This is a genomic window from Microbispora sp. H10670 (assembly GCF_014161385.1).
Taxonomy (GTDB): domain Bacteria; phylum Actinomycetota; class Actinomycetes; order Streptosporangiales; family Streptosporangiaceae; genus Microbispora; species Microbispora triticiradicis.
Genome location: NZ_JABBWW010000003.1, coordinates 324,996 through 346,883, shown reverse-complemented (window position 1 = coordinate 346,883; position 21,888 = coordinate 324,996). Strand labels below are relative to the sequence as shown.

Genomic DNA, 21,888 nt, shown 5'->3' with positions numbered 1-21,888 from the left:
ATTGATCGTCTTATTCGAATCTCCGAAGGCCGGCGCCCGCAGGGAGGTCGTGACATGTTCAAGCGCAGATTCCGGGGACCCGTCGAGCAGGCGGCGGCGACCGCCGCCGAGCGGCTGCTGCAGGCGGGCAGGCTGCTGCACCGGGCGGAGACGACGCCGGACCTGCGGGCTCTCTACCGGACCGATCAGGGCGTCAACGACGCTCCCTACCGGGAGCGATGGGCGCACGACAGGGTCGTGCGCTCGACCCACGGGGTGAACTGCACCGGGTCGTGCTCGTGGAAGGTGTACGTCAAGGACGGCCTGATCACATGGGAGACGCAGCAGACCGACTACCCGAGCGTGGGCCCCGATCGGCCGGAGTACGAGCCGCGGGGCTGCCCTCGCGGAGCCGCCTTCTCCTGGTACACCTACTCGCCCACCCGAGTGCGGTACCCGCACGCCAGGGGAGTGCTGGTGGAGATGTACCGCGAGGCCAGGACGCGCCTGGGGGATCCCGTGGCGGCGTGGGCCGAGATCACCACCGATCCCGCGAAGCGGCGGCGATACCAGTCGGCCCGCGGCAAGGGGGGCCTGGTGCGGATCGGATGGGAGGAGGCGCTGGAGATCGCGGCCGCGGCCCACGTCCACACGATCAGGACCTACGGGCCGGACCGGGTGGCCGGCTTCTCCCCGATCCCGGCGATGTCGATGGCCTCGCACGCGGTGGGGGCGCGCTTCATGTCGCTCATCGGGGCCCCGATGCTGTCGTTCTACGACTGGTACGCCGACCTGCCCATCGCGTCTCCCCAGGTGTTCGGCGACCAGACGGACGTGCCGGAGTCGGCCGACTGGTGGGACGCGGCCTACCTGCTGCTGTGGGGGTCCAACGTCCCGGTGACGCGTACGCCGGACGCGCACTGGATGGCCGAGGCCAGATATCGCGGGCAGAAGGTGATCGTCGTCTCGCCGGACTACTCCGACGCAACGAAGTTCGCCGACGAGTGGCTGCACCCGCACCCGGGGACCGACGCCGCGGTGGCCATGGCGATGGGGCACGTGATCCTCACGGAGTGCTTCGTCCACAGGCGGGTGCCGTATTTCGCCGACTACGTCAAACGCTTCACCGACCTGCCGTTCCTGGTCACGCTGCGGGAGCGCGAGGACGGCGGTTACGCGCAGGGCAAGTTCGTCACCGCGGCCGACGCCGGGCTCGGCGCCGATGAGGGCGCCGACGAGGGCGCGGACGAGGGCGCGGACGAGGGCGCCGCGTGGCGGCCGGTGCTCGTGGACGCGCGGCGGGACGTCCCCGTCGTCCCCGGCGGGACCCTCGGCGACCGATGGGGCGAGGACCGCGCCGGGCGCTGGACCCTGGACCTCGGCGACGTCGACCCGCTGCTCAGCCTGTACGGCGAGGACGCCGAGAGCGTCGAGGTGGTGTTGCCGCGCTTCGACGACCCGTCTGGCGTGGTCCGGCGCGGGGTACCGGTCCGCCGGGTGGCCGGACAGGTGGTGACCACCGTGTTCGACCTGCTGCTCGCGCAGTACGGCGTGGCCCGGCCGGGGCTGCCGGGGCGGTGGCCGGCGGGATACGACGACCCGTCCCTCCCGTCTACGCCCGCCTGGCAGGAGCAGATCACCTCGGTGCCCGCCCGGCAGGTGACCCGCATCGCCAGGGAGTTCGCCACGACGGCGGAGAAGACCGGCGGCAGGGCGATGATCGTGATGGGGGCGGGAACCAACCACTGGTTCCACTCCGACACGATCTACCGGTCGTTCCTGTCGCTGCTCCTGCTGACCGGCTGCCAGGGAGTCAACGGCGGCGGGTGGGCGCACTACGTCGGGCAGGAGAAGGTCAGGCCGTTCACGGGCTGGCAGCAGATGGCGACGGCGGCCGACTGGGTGCGGCCGTCGCGGCAGATGGCCGGCACGCCGTACTGGTATCTGCACACCTGCCAGTGGCGGTACGAGAGCTTCTCGGCCGGGGCGCTGTCGAGCCCCGCGGGCCCCGGCCTCTTCTCCGGCAGGCACACCGTCGACCTGCTCGCGCAGTCGGCCCGGCTGGGCTGGATGCCGTCGTATCCGACCTTCTCCGCCAACCCGCTGACGCTGGGCGAGCGGGCCAGGGCAAGCAGCCGCGATCCCGCGCGGTGGGTGGCCGGCGAGGTAGCGGCGGGCCGGCTGGGGTTCGCGTGCGAGGACCCGGACGCGCCGCGGAACTGGCCGCGGGTGCTGACGGTGTGGCGGGCCAACCTGATCGGGTCGTCGGCCAAGGGCAACGAGTACTTCCTTCGGCACCTGCTGGGAGCGCAGCACGGCGCGAGCGCGCAGGAGGCCCCGCCGGACGCGCGCCCGCGGGACGTCGCGTGGCGTGACGACGCGCCGTCCGGAAAGCTCGACCTGCTGCTCGCCCTGGATTTCCGGATGACCTCGACCACGCTGTTCGCCGATCTGGTGCTCCCGGCGGCGACCTGGTACGAGAAACACGACCTGTCGAGCACGGACCTGCATCCGTACGTGCACGCCTTCTCCCCGGCGATCAGCCCGCCCTGGCAGGCGCGCACCGATTTCGAGATCTTCCACGGGCTGGCCCGCAAGCTCGGCGAGCTGGCGGCGGGCCGCCTCGACGTCGCCTACGACCTGGTCGCCACGGCCCTGCAGCACGACACCCCGGCCGAGACGGCACAGCCGGGCGGACGGGTGCCGGACTGGCGGGAAGCCGGGCATCCGGCCGAGCCGGGTCGCAACCTTCCGGCGTTCTCCCTCGTGGAGCGGGACTACACGGCGATCGCCGACAAGCTGGGAACCTTCGGCCCGCTGGCGGAGAAGCTGGGCATGACGGTGAAGGGCGTCACCGTCCGGCCGGGGCCGGAGGCGGCCTGGCTGGCCGCCCGGTGCGGCCGGGCGGAGACGGGACCGGCCGCGGGCAGGCCGCTGCTCGACACCGACGTCAAGCTCTGCGAGGCGATCCTGGCGCTGTCGGGCACCACGAACGGGCGCATCGCGGCGGAGGGCCTCGCCGCGCTGGACCACCGCTGCGGAACGTCGTCGAAGCTGGCGGAGCTGGGCGCCTCGGTGGCGGAGCGCAGGACGGTCTTCTCTGACACCCAGGACCGGCCGGTGTTCGCGGGGACGAGCTTCGAGTGGTCGGGCAAGGAGGCGCCGGACCGCCGGTACGCGCCGTTCACCATCAACGTGGAACACGGCAAGCCGTGGCACACCCTGACCGGGCGCCAGCACTTCTATCTCGATCACGACTGGATCGCCGAGCTCGGCGAGCAACTGCCGGTCTACCGGCCACCCCTGGACCTGGCGGCGCTGGGCGAGTCCGGGCAGGGCGCGTCCGGCGATGGGCGTTCCGTGCGGGTCCGCTACCTGACGCCGCACTCGAAGTGGTCCATCCACTCGGAGTATCAGGAGAACCTGCTGATGCAGACGCTGGCCCGCGGCGGCCCGGTCATCTGGATCAGCGTGCCGGACGCCGAGGCGATCGGGGTCGCGGACAACGACTGGATCGAGGCGGTCAACGTCAACGGCGTCGTGGTCGCCCGCGCGGTGGTCTCGCACCGCATCCCCCAGGGCACGGTGTTCATGTACCACGTGCAGGAGCGCCTGGTGAACGTGCCGAAGTCGCAGGCCACCGGCCGGCGCGGCGGGGTGCACAACGCGCTGACCAAGCTGCTGATCAAGCCGAGCCATCTCATCGGGGGGTACGGCCAGCTGTGCTTCGCCCCCAACTACTACGGCCCGACGGGCAACCAGCGTGACGCGGTGACCGTCGTCCGCCGCCGCTCCCAGGAGGTGAGCTACTGATGCGGGTGATGGCCCAGATCGCGATGGTGATGAATCTGGACAAGTGCATCGGCTGTCACACATGCTCGGTGACCTGCAAGCAGACCTGGACCAACCGCGCGGGCACCGAGTACGTCTGGTTCAACAACGTCGAGACCCGCCCGGGGCAGGGGTATCCGCGTGGCTACGAGGACCAGGACAGATGGAAGGGCGGCTGGCGGCTCGCGCACGGCCGGTTGGTGCCCCGGGCCGGGGGCAGGGCCCGGCGGCTGGCCCGCCTGTTCGCCAATCCCGAGCTTCCCCTGCTGGACGACTACTACCAGCCGTGGACCTACGACTACGACAACCTGACCACCGCGCCGCTCGGTGATGACGTGCCCACCGCGCCGCCCCGCTCGCTGGTGGACGGGCGGCCCATGGCCGTCACCTGGGGTCCGAACTGGGACGACGACCTGGGCGGCGGGCCCGGGCATCTGGCGGGCGACCCGGTGCTGCGGAAGATCGGCGACGATGTGCGGCTGCAGTACGAACAGTCCTTCATGTTCTACCTCCCGCGCATCTGCGAGCACTGCCTCAACCCGTCGTGCGTCGCCGCCTGCCCGTCCGGCGCGCTGTACAAGCGGGTGGAGGACGGCATCGTCCTGGTCGACCAGGACCGGTGCCGGGGCTGGCGCATGTGCGTGACCGGGTGCCCGTACAAGAAGGTGTACTTCAACCACCAGACCGGCAAGGCCGAGAAGTGCACGATGTGCTACCCGAGGGTGGAGGCGGGGGAGCCGACGGTGTGCTCGGAGACCTGCGTCGGCCGGCTGCGCTACCTGGGCGTCATGCTCTACGACGCCGACAGGGTGGGCGAGGCGGCCTCGGTGCCGCGTGAGGAGGATCTCTACCCGGCCCAGCTCGGCTGCTTCCTCGACCCCGGCGACCCGGCGGTCGCCTCGGCCGCGGAGGCGTCCGGCATACCGCACGACTGGGTGGAGGCGGCCCGCAGGTCACCGGTGTACTCGCTCATCTCCCGCTACCGCGTCGCACTGCCGCTGCACCCGGAATACCGGACCATGCCGATGGTCTGGTACGTGCCGCCGCTGTCGCCGATCGTGGACGCGCTGGCCGAGACCGGCCACGACGGCGAGGAGGTGGGGAACCTGTTCGGCGCGATCGAGTCCCTGCGCATTCCGCTCGGCTATCTGGCCGGGCTGTTCACGGCGGGCGACATCGCGCCGGTGGAGGCGGCGCTGCGCAGGCTGGGGGCCATGCGGGCGCACATGCGCAGACTCAACCTCGGCGAGGACGCGGACCCGGCCATCGCGGCGCGGGTGGACATGGAACCGGCCCAGATCGAGCGGATGTACCGCCTGCTGGCGCTGGCCAAGTACGACGAGCGATACGTCATCCCCACGGCGTACGCCGCCGGGGCCGGCGCGGGCGACGCCGTCGCCGGGTGCGGCCTGGACGCGCCCGGAGGGCCCGGAATGCTGGAGACGGGCGCCGGGGCCGCCGCCTTCCACGCCCCGCCGGGCACCGCCGACGACGACCGGCTACGCGGGCGGATCAACCTGCTGAACTGGGACGGCAAGGGGCTCCCCGCGGGCCTGTTCCCGCCGCGCGCGGAGGGCGGACGGTGACGCGGCCCGCCGTACGCCAGGCGGCCTCCCTGCTGCTCGTCTACCCGGGCGACGACTGGCCGTCGCGGCTGTCGCTGGTGGAGCGGACGCTCGGCTCGCTGCCCCGCCCGGCGGCCGAGGCGCTGGGCGGGTTCTGCGCGGGTGCCGCCGGGGCCGACCCGCTCCGGTTCGCCGCCGACTATGTGGCCACCTTCGATCGCAGCCGCCGCCGCACTCTGCACATGACCTACTACGCCGACGGCGACACCCGCAGGCGGGGCATGTCGCTCGCCCGGGTCAAGTCCGTGTACCTGGCCGCCGGCTGGCGGCCCGACGACGCCGAGCTGCCGGACTTCCTGCCCCTCATGCTGGAGTTCTCCGCCCGCTGCCCCGAGCCCGGAGAACGGCTCCTCCGGGAGCACCTCCCGGGTCTCCACCGGCTGAGGTCGGCGCTGGAGGACTTCCGCAGCCCCTACGCCGGCGTGGTGGGGGCGGTGCTGACCACTCTGCCCGAGCCGGCGCCCGCGCGGCGCCGGGCCCGGGAGACCACCGCCGAGCCCGCCCCGCCGGTCGAGCGCGTGGGACTGGACGTCCGCTCCGCCGGACCGCGAGGAGGTCACCGGTGAAACACCTGCAGATCGCCCTGTGGGGAGTCCTGCCCTACCTGGTGCTGGTCCTGTTCGTGGCGGGATCGGCCTGGCGTTATCGCTACGACCGTTTCGGGCTGACGACACGCTCCACCCAGTTGCACGAGAGCCGGCTGCTGGGCGTCGGAGGCCCGGTCTTCCACTTCGGGCTGCTGTTCGTCGTCGCCGGCCATGTCGTCGGGATGCTGGTGCCCGAGAGCGTGACGAACGCGTTGCGGCTGCCCGAGTCCGTCTACCGGGAGAACGCGCTGGTGGCCGGTGGCGCGGCCGGCCTGGCCGCCGTCGCGGGACTGGGGATCCTGCTGTGGCGGCGGCTGCGGGTGCCCGCGGTGCGCCGGACCACCAGCCGCGGGGATCGCCTGCTCTACCCGGTGCTGGCGACCGTCCTGCTGGCCGGGCTGTGGACGACCCTGGCCGGGGCGGCCACCGGCTCCTACGACTACCGCCTCGGGGTCTCGGTGTGGTTCCGCTCGCTGTTCGTGCTGGACCCCGACGTGCCCGCCATGGCGCACGCGCCGTTCGTGTTCCAGTTCCACACCGCGCTCGGCATGCTGCTGTTCGCGCTGTGGCCGTTCAGCCGGCTGGTGCACGCCTTCGCGGCTCCGCTGGGCTACCTCGTGCGGCCGTACATCGTCTATCGGTCACGCGGCGCGTCCGCCGGCGTGGGCGCCGGTCGTGGCGGCGCGCGGTGAGCCATGTCCTCGCCTCGCGTCGTACCGCAACGGTGGAAGGCCGCCCGGCAGGCGGCCGGCACGGCGATCCAGGCCGCCCTGTGCATCGCCGTCCCCGCCGTGATCGCGTGCCTGACCGGCGAGCCGTTCGTCTTCCCCTCCCTGGGACCGACGATCTTCCTGGCGCTGACCGCCTCCTCCGCCCCCACCGCGAGCCCCCGGAACACCGTCCTGGGTCACCTGGTGAGCGCGACGGCCGGGTACGCAGCGCTGGCGGTCACCGGTCTCACGCGTGCCGGGGTGAATCTCTCCCATCCTGACGGGCGCAGGGTCGCCGCCGTCGCGGTGGCCCTGCTGCTGGCCTCGGCCGGCATGATGTCCGCCGGCGTGTGGCACCCGCCCGGCGGCGCGACGACGCTCATCGTCGCGCTCGGGTTGCTGCGCACGCCCGGCCAGTTGCTCGTCCTCATGGCAGCGGTGATCACCACGAGCGGTGTGCTCGTCGTCGTCAACCGGCTGTCCGGACGTCCCTACCCGTTGTGGGCGATCCGCCGTCCTCCCGAGCCGCCGAAGGCCGCCTAGTCTCGGGTCGCTCGGGCCTGGTTCGATGGAGTCCTCGGCGTCGCCGGGAGGAGACAGGCGTGGAGACGGCGGAGTGGTACCGGTACTTCGCGGAGCGGGAGGCCAGGGGGCACAGCCCGGTCTACGAGGCGCTGGGCCTCGCCGTGGCCGCCGACCCGGGGCTGCTCGAACTGATCGACGGCCTGCCGGAGCCGAAGCGGCAGCCCAACCTGCTGTTCGCCGCGGTGCGTTTCCTCGGCGGGCCGTACGACGACTTCGGCCGCTTCCGCGCCTGGACCGTACGGCACTGGGACCGCGTGCGGGAGACCGTGCTCGCCCGGCGGACGCAGACCAACGAGACGGGCCGGTGCGCGAGCCTGCTGCCCGTGCTGGCGGCGCTGCCGCGGCCGCTGGCCCTCGTCGAGGTGGGCGCGTCGGCGGGGCTGTGCCTCTACCCGGACCGCTACCGCTACCGCTACGACGACCCTGCCGGCCCTGGGCCGGAGATCGGACCGGCCGCGAGCCCGGTCCTGCTCACCTGCCGGACGAACGGCCGGGTGCCGGTGCCGGACCACCCGCCGGAGATCGTGTGGCGGGCCGGGATCGACCTCGACCCCGTGGACGTACGCGACGACGAGGCCGTGCGCTGGCTGGAGTGCCTGGTCTGGCCGGGACAGGACGACCGGCTGGCGCGGCTGCGCGGGGCGGTGCGGATGGCGAGGCGGGACCCGCCGCGCCTGGTGCGAGGGGACGCCTCGGCCGCCCTGCCCGACCTCGTCGCCGCCGCCCCCGCCGGGGCGACGGTCGTCGTCTTCCACAGCGCGCTGATGCCGTACCTCGACGCCGGAGCGCGGAACCGGTTCGTGGCACTGGTGCGCGGCCTGCGGGCCCACGGACTTCCGGTGCGGTGGATCTCCAACGAGGGCGCGCCCCGGCTGCCCTCGGTGCTCGCGGGGCTGAGGGCCGCCCTGCCGGGCGACCGGCTGACGTTCCTGACCGCGCTCGACGGCCACCCGCTCGCCATGACCGGCCCGCACGGCGAGTGGCTGGACTGGCTCGCCTGACCGAGTGCGGCGGATGCCGATACCGGGGGTGCCGATACTGGGATCATGACGCTTTACGACGAGATCGGCACGACGTACAGCGCCGTCCGCAGGCCGGACCCGAGGGCGGCGCCCAGCGTGCGGGCCGCCGGCCGCCGCGAACGGCGGCCGGCGAGCCACTTCGTCAGGCCTTGACCTCGACCGCCGCGGGCGGCGCCTCGGCGCGGCTGCGCAGTGCCTCCAGGCCGACCAGGTCGTCGGGCTCGGCGTCCGGGGTCTCCTGGTCGAACCGCGCCAGCGCCGGGTGACGCAGGGCGATCGTGATCGTGAGGGCGATGGCCAGCCCGCAGACCACGTACAGCAGGCCGATCCCGCGCCCCTCGCCGACCCCGAGGACCTTGCCGACCGAGCCGGCCAGCGCGCCGTCCGGCCGCATCAGCGGCTCGAAGACCAGCCCCACCAGCCAGGCCTGTACGGCCAGCCCGACCGGCTGCGTCGACAGCGCGAGCATCCGGTTGATCGAGATGACGCGGGCGTGGTAGCGCTGCGGCACCTTCGAGTGGATGATCGTCAGCCAGATGCCGTCGCTGATCGTCATCATCAGCGACATGCCGAACGCGCCGAGCGTGATCAGAATGAGCGACGGCCGCAGACCGGCGATGGCGCAGAAGATCCCGAGCACTCCGGCGGCGGCCAGCATGCCGAACATCCGGCGGTCGCGCGGGCCGCCCCACAGCGTGATGACCAGGCCACCGCAGACCGCCCCGATGCCCGCGAGCAGCGCGACCCGCCCGGTGTCGGCCAGCTCGCCGACCGACAGCACCAGCGGCGGGATCATGATGAACCCGGTGAACAGGAAGAAGTTCACGATGAACATCGTGAAGGCCATCGCCCGCAGGCCCCGCCGCCGGAGCAGGTAGCGGAAGCCGTTGCGGATCTCGGCGGAGACGGTCTCCCGGCGCCGCCAGGCCATGCTGGCCGGGAAGCGCACCAGCAGGGTCACCGTGAACGCGGCCGCGTAACAGACCACGTTGGCCGTGAGGATGCCCTCGATGCCGATCAGCGCCAGCACGGCGACGGAGAACAGCGGCACCATCAGCTGGGCCACGGCGTTGCCGAGCTGGACGACCCCTCCCACGTGGTGCAGGTAGGCCTTGGGCGCGAGCTGCGGGCCCGCCGACTGCCAGGCCACCCGTTGCAGGGTCACCGATATCGAGAGCAGCACCAGCAGGCCGTAGAGCAGCGGCATGTTCAGGGTGTCGGAGACCATCAGCGCGAGCAGCCCGGCCTGTACGGCGAGGGACATGCCGTCGGCCACCAGCATCGCCCGTTTGCGGTCGTACCGGTCGACCAGCGCGCCGATCAGCGGGGCGAGGATCAGCCCCGGCACCAGCCCGACGATGGCGAACAGGCCGAACTGCACCAGCGAGCCGTTCTTCAGGTACGCCCAGATCGGCACGGCGAACTCGGTCATCACCGCGCCGATCATCGAGACGATCTGACCGGTCGCCACCGTGAAGAACCGGCCGAGGGTGGGCTGCGGCCCGTCCGTGTCGGCCTTCCGGTCGGAAGAGACGGCCTCCCGCCACCAGGTCGCCGTGTCGCCGGGCGCCGGGACGTGCCACTCCTCGGGACGGTCCACGGAGGTGTGCGCGGTGGTGACGATCGCGGCCAGCTCCTCGGTGCGGTACCGGAGGAAGTAGTGCCCGGCCTCGGCCATCACGACCAGCGCGGTGGTCTCGGAGACGCAGTGCCAGTCGCGGTAGCGCTCCTCGTAGAAGTCGGTCAGCGCGTCGCGGTCGCCCACGATGGAGATCACCGGGGCGCGCAGCTGCGGGCTCTGCTGCTCGACCAGCTCGCTGAAGTAGTCCTCACCGGCCCGCGCGTCCACCCGCATCGTGCTGATGATGTGGTCGACCTGCTCGGGGTCGAGGTCCTGCAGGTCGGCGCCCATCGCGCGCAGCCAGTTGGCGTGCGCGTTGGCGTTGTCCAGCGCCTTGCTGCGGAAGATCCGGCCGAGCAGGCCGTTCAGGCCCTTCGTGGGGGTGGCGAACGGGAAGCTGCCGCCCGTGTAGACGGCCTCGACGCGTCGCCCCGCCGCCTCCAGCCTGCGGGCGATCTCGGCGGTCAGCGCGCTGCCGACGCAGTGGCCGTACAGCGCGACCGGGCCGCGCACGCGCTCGACGACCTCGTCGCAGACCCGCTGCGCGGCCTCGTGGAACGGGATCGGGCTCTCCTCGACCCCGAGTTCGTGGCCCGGCAGGGCGACCGAGAACAGCGAGTGCCCGGCCGGCAGCGCGTCGGCCAGCGGCTGGTAGACCATCGCGCTGGCCCCGCCGTAAGGGATGCAGACCAGCGACAGCGTCGGCGTCTTCACCGGCCGGGTCAGCTCGACCAGCAGGCCCCGCGCGCCCTCGCCCGCGGCGCCCTCCGGGGCGCCGTTGGCCCTGTCGATCAGCGCGGCCAGCTCCCGTACGGTGCGGTTGGCGATCGCGTCGAGCACGGTCACCTGGTAGCCGTCGGAGGGCAGCGCCTGACGCAGCTTGGCGACCATGCGGATGAGCAGCAGCGAGTGGCCGCCCAGCGCGTTGAAGTCGCTGTCGATCGAGATGGCCTCGATGCCGAGGACCTCCCGCCAGACCCCGGCCACCACGATCTCGGTCTCGGTCTCCGGCTCCGCCAGGTCCTCCGTCGCCCGGACGACCGGGTCGGGCAGCGCCTTGCGGTCCACCTTGCCGTTCGCGTTGAGCGGGATGCTCTCCAGCGGCACGAACATCGACGGGACCATGTACTCCGGCAGCCGCGCCGCGCAGTGGTCCGCGAGGTCCCCGGGCTCCTGCGCCTCGGGCACGTAGTAGGCGACGAGCCGCTTGTCCTCGGGCGTGAACGCGTGCACGACGACGACCGCGTCCCGCACGCCGGGGTGGTCGAGCACCGCCGCCCTGACCTCGTCCAGCTCGATGCGGTAGCCGCGGATCTTCACCTGGTCGTCGAAGCGGCCGAGGAAGACCACGTTCCCGTCGCGGGCCCAGGCGACCCGGTCGCCGGTGCGGTACATCCGCCCGCCCGGCACGAAGGGATCGGCCAGGAACCGCTCCTCGGTGAGGTCGGGCCGGTTCAGGTAGCCGCGGGTGACGCCCACGCCGCCGACGTACAGCTCGCCCGGCACGCCGACCGGCTGCAGCCGCCGGTTCGGGCCGAGGACGTACATCCGCATGTTGGGCAGCGGACGCCCGATCGGCACGACCTCCACGAGTTGGGCGTCCCGCACCGGGTAGATACACGTGCCGACCGACGCCTCGGTGGGGCCGTACTCGTTGACGAGCCGCCCCGGGCCGAGCATCTCCATCCACCGGTTGGCCATCGACCCGGGCAGCGCCTCGCCCGCCACGACGATCGTGCCGGCGAGCGCCTCGGCCTGCCGGGCGTCGATCTGGTGGCCGAGCACCTCCAGATGGCCCGGGGTGCACTTGATGAAGCTGTACGGCCCGCCCGCGACGAGCAGCGCGCCCAGCTCGCCCATGTCGAAGTCCTGCGCCAGCACGGTGACCCGCTGGCCGGTGACGAGCGGCGCCCACAGGTTGGGGACCACGAGGTCGAACGCCACCGAGCCGAAGAGCGGCGCCCCACCGTCGCCCTGGCTCGCCAGGTCCTCCACGGCCCACCACACGTGGTTCACCAGGCCGCGGTGGGTGACCTGCACGCCCTTCGGCTTCCCGGTCGACCCCGAGGTGAAGATCACATACGCCAGCCGGTCGATGTCGTACGGCACGCCCACCGGGTCCGCGGGCAGGCCGTCGAGCACGCCGCTCCCCACGTCGACCACGTCGTCCAGCACGTCGACGCCGTCGAACAGGTGCGCGTACCCCGCTGAGGTCAGGACCAGCGGGGTCGCGGCGATCGACAGCATGTCCGAGACGCGCTGCGCGGGGAACTTGGGATCCATCGGCAGGTACGCCGCGCCGGCCTTCCACACGCCGAGCAGGCAGGCGATCAGCTCCGGGCTCCGGTCGAGCAGCACGCCCACCGTGTCCTCGGGCCCGATGCCCCGCTCGCGCAGCAGGTGGGCGACCTGGTTGGCGCGGGCGTGCAGCTCGGCGTACGTCGTGGTGCGGCCCTCGAACGCGACCGCGACCGCATCGGAGTCCGCGTGCCGCTCCAGCAGCTCGGGCAGGGCCACGTCCGGGTACGGCCGGGCCGAGTCGTTCCAGGCGCCCAGCGCGAGGTCGCGCTCCGTGTCGGTCAGCAGGTCCAGGTCGGCGAGCGGGGTGTCCGGGGCGGCGGCGATCCGCTCGGCCAGCGCGCGGTAGTGCCCGGCGAGCCGGGCGACCGCGTCCGCGTCGAACCGGTCCTTCTGGTAGGTCAGGTAGAGCTCGGGGTCGCCGCCGCCGTTCAGGTGCACCAGCAGCGCGAGGTCGTAGGTGAAGTCGTCGACCTCGTGCGCCCAGACCGACGCCTCCAGCCCCGGCCAGCGCCCGCGCTGGTCGCGGAAGACCCGCAGCGAGAAGCCCACGGTCGACAGCGAGAAGTTGCGGGCGTCCCGGTCGCGCAGCGCCCCCGCCAGCTCGGAGAACGGCAGGTGGTTGGTGAGCGCCTCGCCGAGCCGGCGCCGCACCCCCGCCGCGGCCTCACGGAAGGAGGGGTTGCCCGACAGGTCGGCGCGCAGCGGGAGGGCGTTGACGAAGCAGCCGAGCACGGGCTCCAGCTCCACCCGGCGGCGCCCGCCGTCGACGGTGGCGATCGTCAGGTCGTCCTGACCGGTGTAGCGGGCCAGCGCCATCGAGAAGACCGTGAGCAGGGCCACGAACGGCGTGGTCCCGGGGCCGCCCGCCTCACGCAGCGCCCGCAGGACCTCCTCCGGCAGCGTGAACAGGTGGCAGTCGCTCCGCCTGCCCTCGGGGACGGCCTGGTCGGTTCTGGCGATCGGCAGTTCGACGGAGGCGGCGCCGTCGAGCCGGTCGCGCCAGTAGGCGAGCCGCCGTTCCCGCCGCTCGCCGGTCAGCTCACGCCGGGACCAGGCCGCGTAGTCGGCGTACTGGAGCGGGGGAGGGGCGACCCCGGCGGGGCGGCCCTCGTGCGCGGCGGCGTACACGGTGGTGAGCTCGTCCACGATGATGCCGACCGACCACCCGTCGCAGGCGATGTGGTGGCAGACGAACATCAGCACGTGGTCCTCGTCGCCCAGCTGGACCAGCGTCGTGCGGTGGACCGGCCCGGTCTCCAGGTCGAAGCGCTCGACCGCGGCCCGGGACGTGATCTCGCGGGCCCGCTCCTCGCGTTCGGACTCGGGCAGGTCGCGCAGGTCGACGACGTCGAGAGGCGCGGGCCCGGGGTCGAGGACGACCTGCCGGGGCTCGGGCCCGTCGCCCTCGTAGACCGTACGCAGGATCTCGTGGCGTTCGACCAGGGTGTCCAGGGCGACTGTCAGAGCCCGGACGTCGAGCGGGCCGGCGAGCCGCAGGCCGATCGTGGCGTTCGGCGCCGGGGCGCCTTCGGCGAAACGGGCGCCGAGCCACATCTGGGCCTGCTCGTAGGAGCAGGGGGCGGGCCCCGCGCCGCGTGGCGTGATCGCGTCCGCGGCGGCCGCCCGGGCGGCGAGCAGCCGGCGCAGCGCCTCCTGCCTGCGTGGGGAAAGCGACGCTATTAGATGCTCGTTGTCAGTCGTCGGCGTTATCGTCACCGAGCGTTCTCCTCTCTGCGCACAAATGCGCAGGCGCCAACTGACCAGACGGAAAAGTGGTTGATCGAGAAACGCTTGAACGTTGAATTCCGCAGGGGTCGCCGCATATCTCGCCACTTTTGGCGGCGGGACGCATGGGAGCGCTCCCACGAAAGGATTATTACGATACGTGATACATCCTGGTAACGCAAGCCTTACATTGACCTGCCGTTGGCCACATTCGGTAAGAGGAAATCGACCTTCCGTGATCATGCGCAGACGAGGGAAGGTTCGGCCGCACAGGCCTTGCCGAGTGCCACAGCGAGGTGTCGAATAACCTGACTGAGGTGGTCGGAAAAGGCGTGTAAGTTGTTTCTTGCGCGGCACCCTATCGGGGTTCTATGTTGGCCGCCGGAATGAATTTCCGCAGGGGCGCCGCCTATTCGAGGGCCCGCCTGCCTCCTCAATTCGACTTGTCGTCGTGGCCGATCACGGCCGGATATCGCTCAGCAGGAGGACGCATGAACGACGGCTGGACGCCCCTGGAGATAAACCCGGACGGCCCCGCCACTCCCGAAGGGCTGGTCGAGCGCGTGCGCGGGCTGGACGTGGGCGATCTGCTCGTGCGGGAGAAGGCCCTCGTCTTCCGGGGTTTCGGCGTCACGCCCGAGACTCTGGACCCGGTCATGGACATGCTCCTGCCCAACCGGCTGGCGTACGTCCACGGCAACTCGCCCCGCACCAAGGTCGGCGGCAACGTCTACACCTCCACCGAGTACCCGCCCGAGTACACGATCTCGATGCACAACGAGTTGTCGTACTCCGCCACCTGGCCCTCCCGGCTGCTGTTCTTCTGCGAGAAGGCGGCCGAGACCGGCGGAGCCACCCCGGTGGTGGACGGCGTGCGCTGGCTGGAGTCGCTCGACGACGAGGTCAGGGAGGCCTTCGCCAAGGGCGTGCGCTACACCCAGAACCTGCACGCCGGCCGGGGGCTCGGCAAGAGCTGGCAGGAGACGTTCGAGACCGAGGACCGCGACCAGGTGGCCGAGTTCCTCGACGGCATCGGAGCCGACTGGCAGTGGCGGCCCGACGGCGGCGTGCGGGTCTCGCAGATCAGGCCGTCCACCACCCGGCACCCCGTGACCGGGGCCGAGGTGTGGTTCAACCAGGCCGACCAGTGGCACCCCGCCTCGCTCGGCGACGAGACCGCCGCGATGCTCGCCGAGCTCATGCCGCCGGAGGAGCTGCCGCAGTCCGTGACGTTCCCCGACGGCGCGCCGATCCCCGGCGACTACGTCATCCAGGCGCGCGACCGCGGCCTGGACAACGCGGTGGACGTCGACTGGCGGAGCGGCGACCTGCTGCTGATCGACAACGTGCTCGTCGGTCACGGCCGCCGGCCCTTCACCGGCTCCCGCCGCGTCCTCGTCGCCATGTCCGACTGAACGCCCCGTCCGACTGAGAGCACGGCCGACCGACGCCGTCTCCGACTTCCAAGCCGTCTCCGGCTGAGAGGGGATCCGCAGTGAGCAAGATCGCTTTGGGGGTCGCCGCGACCTTCACCGCCGAGCCGCTCGGGGACGCCCTGAGATTCTGGCTCGCCGAGCTGGGGACCGAGGGGGACGTCGCCTTCGCTCCGTACGACCAGGTCTTCCCCTCCCTGCTCGACCCGGGCAGCGTGCTCGGCCGGGCCGGCGCCGTGGTCGTCCTCGTCCGCGCCGAAGACCTCACGGCCGGCGCGGCGGATGCGGCCGGCGGGGACTGGGCCGCTCTCGACGCCGCCGCGGACGACCTGGCCACCGCGCTCCGGACGTCGGCGGCCGCGGCGGGCACCCCCCACCTCGTCGCCGTCTGCCCCGCCTCGCCCGAACACGGCTCGACCGGCGCCCACGCGCGCCTGACCGCCAGGCTGGCCCAGACGCTGGAGGACGACCGCGCGGTCGCCGTGCTCACCTCGGCCGAGCCGTACGAGCCCGCGGACCCGGAGGCCGTCCACGACGCGTTCGCCGACCGGACCGGCAACGTTCCCTACACCGACCACTACTTCGCCGCGCTCGCCGCGGCGGTCGTACGCCGCCTGCAGGCCGTGACCACCCCGCGTCCCAAGGTCGTCGTCGCCGACTGCGACGGCACCCTGTGGGACGGCGTGGTCGGCGAGGACGGCCCGGACGGCGTCGTGATCGGCCCCGAGCGCGAGGAGATCTGGCGGGAGCTGGCCCGGCAGGTCGCGGCGGGCCGGCTGCTGTGCCTGTGCAGCAAGAACGAGGAGAAGGACGTCCGCGAGGTCTTCGCCCGGCATCCCGGGCTGCCGTTCGGCCTGGACGACGTCACGGCGATGCGCGTCGGCTGGGAGGCCAAGTCGCAGGCCCTGCGCTCGCTGGCCGACGAGCTGAACCTCGGGCTCGACTCCTTCGTCTTCCTCGACGACAGCCCGGTCGAGTGCGCCGAGGTCCGGGCCGGCTGCCCCGAGGTGCTGACCCTCCAGATGCCGCCCCGCGCCGCGGAGGCGGCGGCCTTCCTGCGGCACTGCTGGCCGCTCGACCTCGCCGCGGTCACCGAGGCCGACCGCGAGCGCACCCGGCGCTACCAGGAGGAACGGCGGCGCGAGCAGGCCAGGGGCGAGATGTCCCTCGCCGACTTCTTCGCCACGCTCGACCTGCGGGTGACGATCACCCCGGCCGGCCCCGCGCACGAGGCGCGGGCCGCCCAGCTCGCCGAGCGGACCAACCAGTTCAACCTCTCGGGAACCCGGCGTCTGGACGGCGACGAGACGTTCGTCGTGGACGTCAGCGACCGGTTCGGCGACTACGGCGTCGTCGGCCTCACCGACGTGCGGACGGACGGGGACACGCTGCGCGCCGGCGCGTTCCTGCTGAGCTGCCGCGCGCTCGGGCGCGGGGTCGAGCACCGCATGCTCGCCCACCTGGGCGCGCTCGCGCGCGACCGCGGGCTGGCCTGGGTCGCGCTGTCGTTCCGGGCGACCGAGCGCAACCAGCCCGCCAGGGACTTCCTCGCCACCCTGCCCGCCACCGCCGAGCCGTACGGCGAGGAGGCGGCGTGGTACGTCCTCACCGCGGCCGACGCCGCGGCCGTCGTCCACTCACCCGTCCACTCACCTGCCCACTCATCGGGCCCTGCTGAGGAGAGGGCAGCGGGGCCCGTCCGGATCGATCCGACGGCCGTACCCGCCGGATGGGCGGCCGTCGAGCGGATCGCGACCCGTCTCACCGGCCCCGAGGCGATCCTGGACGCGATGCGGGCCGCGCGCCCGGCGACCGAGGTGGCCGGGGCGACGCCCGTCGAGGCGACCGTCATGCGGTGGTGGGCGGAGCTGCTCGACAAGCCGCCCACCTCGGTGAACGACGGCTTCTTCGAGCTGGGCGGCCACTCGCTGCGGCTGGTGCAGTTCATGGCCCGGGTGCGCGCCGAGTTCGGGGTGGAGCTGCCCTTCGACACCCTCTACACCACCTCGTTCACCATCGCCGAGGTGGCCAAGGTGATCGAGGAACGGCAGCTCGCCGAGACCGGCGACGAGGAGCTGGCCGGGCTGCTCGACGAGCTCGCGGGCCTGTCGGACGAGGAGATCGACGCCCTGCTCGAATCAGGGCTCGAATCGGGGAACGGCTGATCCGCATGGCCACGATGCTGCTGAGCACCCACGGCACGAACGGCGACGTGCTCCCCTTCATACGGATCGGGCGTGAGCTGGCGGAGCGCGGCCACGAGGTCACCGTGCTCACGCACTCCTGGTTCGCCGACCGGATAGCGGCCGCGGGCCTGCGGCACCTGCCGATCGACACCGCGGAGGGCTACGACCGGCACCTGGACGACGCCCGGCGCTACATGCTCGACCCGCTGAAGGACCCGGACGGCGTGCTCCGGCTCTACCGGCGCAACGGCCTCTTCGAGCTGCTGGTCGAGGAGGTGCGCATGATCGAGGCGCACTACCGGCCGGGGGAGACGGTGGTGGTAGCCCGGCACACCTCGGGCATCGCCGCGCTGATGGCCGCCGAGCTGCACGGGGTCCCGGTGGCGCTGGCGTCCGTCACGCCCCACCAGTACGTCTCGCTGCCGGTCCTCGCCAACCTCTTCCGGCACGTGCTCGGTGAGGGGTACGACGAGGTCTACCGGACGTTCGGCCTGCGCCCGGTCCGCGACTGGGCCGCCTACCTGAACAACGCCCCGGTCCAGCTGGTGCTGTGGCCGGAGTGGTTCGACGCCGCGGGCCTGCCGGCGCCCGCGAACGCCGTACGCTGCGGGTTCGTGCTCGGCGACACGGCGGAGGGGCCGGTCCCCGACTGGGCCGAGCCGCCCGTGCTGATCACCGGTGGCACCGGCCAGGTGCTGCACGACCGGTTCTACGAGGTGGCGGCCGCCGCGTGCCGGCGGATCGGGAGGCGGGCCCTGCTGGTGAACCGGCACCCGACGTTCCAGCCGGAGTCGCTGCCCGACGGGGTGGAGTGGGTGCCCTCGGCGCCGTTCGCCTCGTTCATGCCTCGTGTCGCGGCCGTCGTCCACCACGGCGGGATCGGCACGCTCGCCCGGGCGCTGGCGTCGTCGACCCCGCAGGTGCTGCTCGCCCACGGAGTCGACCGCCCCGACAACGCGGAGCGGCTCGACCGCGCGGGTGTGGCGGAGTGGCTGCCCGTGTCCCACTGGGACGAGGAACGCGCCGCCGGGCTGCTCGCCCGCGCCCTCGCCGACGACGGGTACCGCGAGCGGATCGCCCCGCTCGCGGCCGACGCCGCGTCGGAGGACGGCGTACGGGTAGCCGCCGACCACGCGGAGGCTTTGATCGGCGCCGACGAGATCCTGCGGCGGCCGGTCCCGCGCGAGCGGCTGGCCCGGCTCACCCCCGAGCAGAAGGTGCGGCTGGCCGCCCTGGCCCGCGCCCGCCGCGGCTGAAGGGGCGTGTGAAGGAGGGCCTCCCGGGTACGCCGTACGCCCACGGAGGGGGAGGCCCATGAGCGAGGTGACGGCGCCGATCTCGTGCTTCGACTATGACAAGGTGGCGATCGTCACCGGAGCCGACTCGGGGATCGGGCGGGCCACCGCGGTGGCGCTCGCCGCGCACGGGTTCGACGTCGGCGTCACCTACCACCAGGACGAGAAGGGTGCGCGGGAGACGGCCGGGCAGGTGGCGGAGCAGGGCCGCCGCGCGGCCGTCCGGCGGCACGACCTCACCGACCCCGTGACCGCCGCCGAGGTGATCGACGAACTCGCCGGCGAGCTGGGCGGCCTCGGCGTGCTGGTGAACAACGCGGGCACCGGAACGGCCGAGCCGCTGCTCGACATCGGCTACGACCGGTGGCGAGAGGTGGTGGCGGTCGACCTGGACGGGCCGTTCCTGTGCTCCCAGCGCGCCGCCCGCCGGATGATCGAGCGCGGCGCGATCTCTGGGCGTCCGCCTGAGCGAACCGGCTCAGGTGAGGTCTCGAAGCCAGCGGAGGGTGACCGCGCCGGCCAGGCGGGGCGGCACCGTGCCCGCGCCGAGCCCGACGTCCACGAGCAGGTCGAACACCTCGGTGCGGCGGGCGGCCACGGAGATCGCCGCGTCGATGAAGCCGGGGGAGCGGGCGGCCAGGGAGAGCACGTCGGTGGTGCGCAGGTGCCGCCCGAGCGCCCGGCGCAGGGCCCGCCGGTAGGCCCGCAGCGGATCCGCCGGCGAGCCGGTCGCGGCCTCGGCGGCGAGCCGCCCCGACAGCAGCGCGTAGTAGATGCCCTCGCCGGTCAGCGGATTGACAAGGCTCGCCGCGTCGCCCGCCAGCAGCACCCGGCCCGCCCCCGGCACCGGCCGTCCGCTCGACAGCGGCAGGTGGTGGGCCCGCAGGTCGCGGACGGGCGACCTGATCTCGCCGAGCAGGGGCAGCAGCCGGTCCAGCCGCCCGTGCAGGATCTCGCGCCCCGGCCGGCCGGTCTGTCTCAGCATCGGCAGCAGCAGCCCGTAACCGACGTTGGCCGTGCCGTCGCCCACCGGGAACGACCAGGCGTAGGCCGGCCACCCCTCGCTCCGCATGACGATGACCTGCACGTCGTCGTCCGGCGGCACGTCGGCGTACCCGCGCACCGCGATGGCGGTGTGCCGGTCCGGGCTCGGCGGGACGCCGATCAGCCGCCGTACGGCCGAGTTGGCGCCGTCGGCGGCGACGACCACCCGGGCCGCCACCTCGCCGTCGAGCACGACGAGCCCGTCGCGGACGGCCAGCGTGCGCACCCGGTGCCGGCGCACCTCCACGCCGCGCGCCGCGGCGGCCTCGACCAGCCGGGCGTCGAAGACCCGGCGGGGAACCACGTGGTTGGGCCGCGCGACCGCGGCCGAGACCCGGACCCCGCCGGGCGACGTCACCGCCAGGCGCGGGGTGGGCCGGTGGTCGGAGAGGAGATCGGGCAGGCCGAGCAGCGCGAGCTCCTGCCGCGCGTGCGCCGCGATGCCGTCGCCGCAGGGCTTGTCCCGGGGGAAGGCCGCCCGGTCGAGCAGCAGCACCCGGCAGCCGGGGTCGAGCTGCCTGGCCCGCAGCGCGGCGGCGGAGCCCGCCGGTCCGGCGCCCACCACCACGAGGTCCCACACGTCGTCCACATTCACAGACCGTACGTGGAGAAGAGGCTGGTGGTGGGCCACGACTTCACCGAGTTCGCGGCGGTGTGGAGAAGGGCGTCGATGTCCCCGTAGTTCAGTCCCGAGGCGTCGTCGCGCTGGTCGAACAGCACCACCCAGCTCAGTCCGTCATAGCGCCGGACCATGAGCGTGGAGGTGCCGGCCAGCGACCCCGTGTGCCAGGTGTTGCGGCCCCCGGTGACCGGGCGGACCTGCCAGCCGAGGCCGTAGTACCAGCCGTCGGAGTTGACCCCGATCGACGGCTTGGCGAACGCCTTGGAGATCGACGCCGAGGTCAGCACGCCGGCCGCGTCGAAGAGGGTGGTGAACTTGGCCAGGTCGACGGCCGTGGCGAGCCAGCCGCCGTGGGCGGCCATGTTCTCCAGGTTGAACCCGCCGTAGGGGAAGGGCACCACGGAGTTCGAGGTGTCGATCACGCTCTTGCCGGTGTACTGCGAGAAATACGGCGCCTCGCCCGACTTGCGGAGACTCTTCGCGGTCCTGCCGAGCGCCATCCGCTTGATCTTGAGGGGTGTCAGCACCTTGCTCTGGACGTAGCTCGCGTACGAGACGCCGCTCACCCTCTCGATGATCTTCTGGAGGAGGACGTATCCGTAGTTCGAGTACGCGTACGTCGTCCCGGGGGCGTGGTCGAGCTTGAGACCGGACGTGTGCGCGATGATCTGCGCCTGCGTGATCGGCAGCGGGACGCCGAGCGCCGCCGCGATGACCCGGTCCCTGAACATCGGGTCGCCCGAAACCTCGGAGTCCCACCCGCCGAGGTGCTGGAGCAGGTGGGTCACGGTCACGGCGGCGAGGCGCGGATCGGCGGTCGTGCTCAGCCCCAGCAGCGGCGCCACCTTGGCCGAGAGGCTGAGCTTGCCGTCCTGCGCCAGCTTCAGCACCGCGGCGGCGGTGACCGGCTTGCTCAGGCTCGCGACGCGGAACAGCGAGGTGGGGCCGGCCGCGAACGAGGTGTCCGCCGTCCAGTTGTAGCCCCTGGCGAGCACCAGTTTGCCCTTGCGGACCACGGCGAGGGACGCGTGCGGGATCGTCCGTGCCTGCATGAAGCGCTTCAGCGTGTCGTCGAAGGGCTTCAGCGACGTCGCGCCGCGGCCGGTGACGCTCCACACGCGGGCCGCCGCGCCCGCCGGCGACGCGGGCAGCCCGGCGGCGAGCCCCGCCGCGGCGCCGCCCGCCAGCAGGCGCAGGGTGTTCCTCCGGGTTACCGAAAACCTGTCCGAAATCATGACAGTTGATCTTAGGGGAGCTCTGACCGGTCGTTACCGCCGCCCTGACCGCGCCGACAGGTCGGCAGGCCGCCGGGCCGGTGGGGC

Annotated in this window: 13 protein-coding genes and 1 pseudogene; 11 read left to right on the top strand and 3 right to left on the bottom strand. The window is 72.8% G+C overall.

Features of this window, described 5'->3' with window-relative positions; translation table 11 throughout:
• Positions 1-54 precede the first annotated feature (54 nt).
• The 7 genes from HHX33_RS07235 to HHX33_RS35685 are packed head-to-tail and all read left to right on the top strand — an operon-like array spanning position 55 to position 8,492.
• The gene (locus tag HHX33_RS07235; protein ID WP_182873901.1) at positions 55-3,792 is read left to right on the top strand and encodes a nitrate reductase subunit alpha; all 3,738 of its coding nucleotides are present in this window, start codon (positions 55-57) and stop codon (positions 3,790-3,792) included.
• Positions 3,792-5,396, top strand: coding sequence for a nitrate reductase subunit beta (narH, locus tag HHX33_RS07230; protein ID WP_182873900.1), 1,605 nt, complete (start codon positions 3,792-3,794; stop codon positions 5,394-5,396). Before HHX33_RS07235 ends, narH begins: the two co-directional genes overlap by 1 nt.
• Complete coding sequence (gene narJ / locus HHX33_RS07225) at positions 5,393-6,001, top strand: nitrate reductase molybdenum cofactor assembly chaperone (protein WP_182873899.1); 609 nt, start codon at positions 5,393-5,395, stop codon at positions 5,999-6,001. Before narH ends, narJ begins: the two co-directional genes overlap by 4 nt.
• Entirely contained in the window at positions 5,998-6,714 is a 717-nt protein-coding gene (narI, locus tag HHX33_RS07220; protein WP_182873898.1) for a respiratory nitrate reductase subunit gamma, read from the top strand. Before narJ ends, narI begins: the two co-directional genes overlap by 4 nt.
• Positions 6,715-6,717: 3 nt before the next feature.
• Positions 6,718-7,275, top strand: a complete 558-nt coding sequence (locus tag HHX33_RS07215; protein WP_182873897.1) for an HPP family protein — start codon at positions 6,718-6,720, stop codon at positions 7,273-7,275.
• A gap of 59 nt (positions 7,276-7,334) precedes the next feature.
• Entirely contained in the window at positions 7,335-8,318 is a 984-nt protein-coding gene (locus HHX33_RS07210; protein WP_182873896.1) for a DUF2332 domain-containing protein, read from the top strand.
• Between the two features lie 45 nt (positions 8,319-8,363).
• Positions 8,364-8,492: a hypothetical protein gene (locus HHX33_RS35685; protein ID WP_259402222.1), complete on the top strand. Its 129-nt coding sequence runs from the start codon at positions 8,364-8,366 to the stop codon at positions 8,490-8,492.
• On the opposite strand, the gene HHX33_RS07205 is transcribed toward HHX33_RS35685, so the two are convergent.
• Positions 8,482-13,977: a non-ribosomal peptide synthetase/MFS transporter gene (locus HHX33_RS07205; RefSeq protein ID WP_182873895.1), complete on the bottom strand. Its 5,496-nt coding sequence runs from the start codon at positions 13,975-13,977 to the stop codon at positions 8,482-8,484. The two genes, HHX33_RS35685 and HHX33_RS07205, sit on opposite strands and share 11 nt — an antisense overlap.
• Positions 13,978-14,477: 500 nt before the next feature.
• Between HHX33_RS07205 and HHX33_RS07200 the strand changes: the two genes are divergently transcribed.
• From HHX33_RS07200 to HHX33_RS07185, 4 genes and pseudogenes are all read left to right on the top strand, one after another.
• The gene (locus HHX33_RS07200) at positions 14,478-15,401 is read left to right on the top strand and encodes a TauD/TfdA family dioxygenase (protein WP_182873894.1); all 924 of its coding nucleotides are present in this window, start codon (positions 14,478-14,480) and stop codon (positions 15,399-15,401) included.
• Positions 15,402-15,481: 80 nt separating this feature from the next.
• Positions 15,482-17,584 carry an HAD-IIIC family phosphatase gene (locus tag HHX33_RS07195; protein WP_182873893.1) on the top strand — a complete coding sequence of 701 codons (2,103 nt, stop codon included), beginning with the start codon at positions 15,482-15,484 and terminating at the stop codon, positions 17,582-17,584.
• A gap of 5 nt (positions 17,585-17,589) precedes the next feature.
• Positions 17,590-18,861 carry a glycosyltransferase gene (locus HHX33_RS07190; protein WP_182873892.1) on the top strand — a complete coding sequence of 424 codons (1,272 nt, stop codon included), beginning with the start codon at positions 17,590-17,592 and terminating at the stop codon, positions 18,859-18,861.
• 58 nt (positions 18,862-18,919) lie between these two features.
• Positions 18,920-19,339: pseudogene (locus tag HHX33_RS07185) on the top strand (SDR family NAD(P)-dependent oxidoreductase); the annotation flags it as partial.
• Between the two features lie 39 nt (positions 19,340-19,378).
• On the opposite strand, the gene HHX33_RS07180 reads toward HHX33_RS07185, so the two are convergent.
• Both HHX33_RS07180 and HHX33_RS07175 read right to left on the bottom strand, forming a co-directional pair.
• Positions 19,379-20,533, bottom strand: a complete 1,155-nt coding sequence (locus tag HHX33_RS07180; RefSeq protein WP_220501565.1) for an NAD(P)/FAD-dependent oxidoreductase — start codon at positions 20,531-20,533, stop codon at positions 19,379-19,381.
• 2 nt (positions 20,534-20,535) lie between these two features.
• Positions 20,536-21,801 carry a serine hydrolase domain-containing protein gene (locus HHX33_RS07175; RefSeq protein ID WP_182873891.1) on the bottom strand — a complete coding sequence of 422 codons (1,266 nt, stop codon included), beginning with the start codon at positions 21,799-21,801 and terminating at the stop codon, positions 20,536-20,538.
• Positions 21,802-21,888 lie beyond the last annotated feature (87 nt).

Bases quoted from the DNA above. Each gene is read 5' to 3' on its own strand.
- HHX33_RS07215 (WP_182873897.1), top strand. From the start codon at position 6,718: ATGTCCTCGCCTCGCGTCGTACCGCAACGGTGGAAGGCCGCCCGGCAG.
- HHX33_RS07190 (WP_182873892.1), top strand. From the start codon at position 17,590: ATGGCCACGATGCTGCTGAGCACCCACGGCACGAACGGCGACGTGCTC.
- HHX33_RS07235 (WP_182873901.1), top strand. From the start codon at position 55: ATGTTCAAGCGCAGATTCCGGGGACCCGTCGAGCAGGCGGCGGCGACC.
- narH (WP_182873900.1), top strand. From the start codon at position 3,792: ATGCGGGTGATGGCCCAGATCGCGATGGTGATGAATCTGGACAAGTGC.
- HHX33_RS35685 (WP_259402222.1), top strand. From the start codon at position 8,364: ATGACGCTTTACGACGAGATCGGCACGACGTACAGCGCCGTCCGCAGG.
- HHX33_RS07175 (WP_182873891.1), bottom strand. From the start codon at position 21,801: ATGATTTCGGACAGGTTTTCGGTAACCCGGAGGAACACCCTGCGCCTG.
- HHX33_RS07200 (WP_182873894.1), top strand. From the start codon at position 14,478: ATGAACGACGGCTGGACGCCCCTGGAGATAAACCCGGACGGCCCCGCC.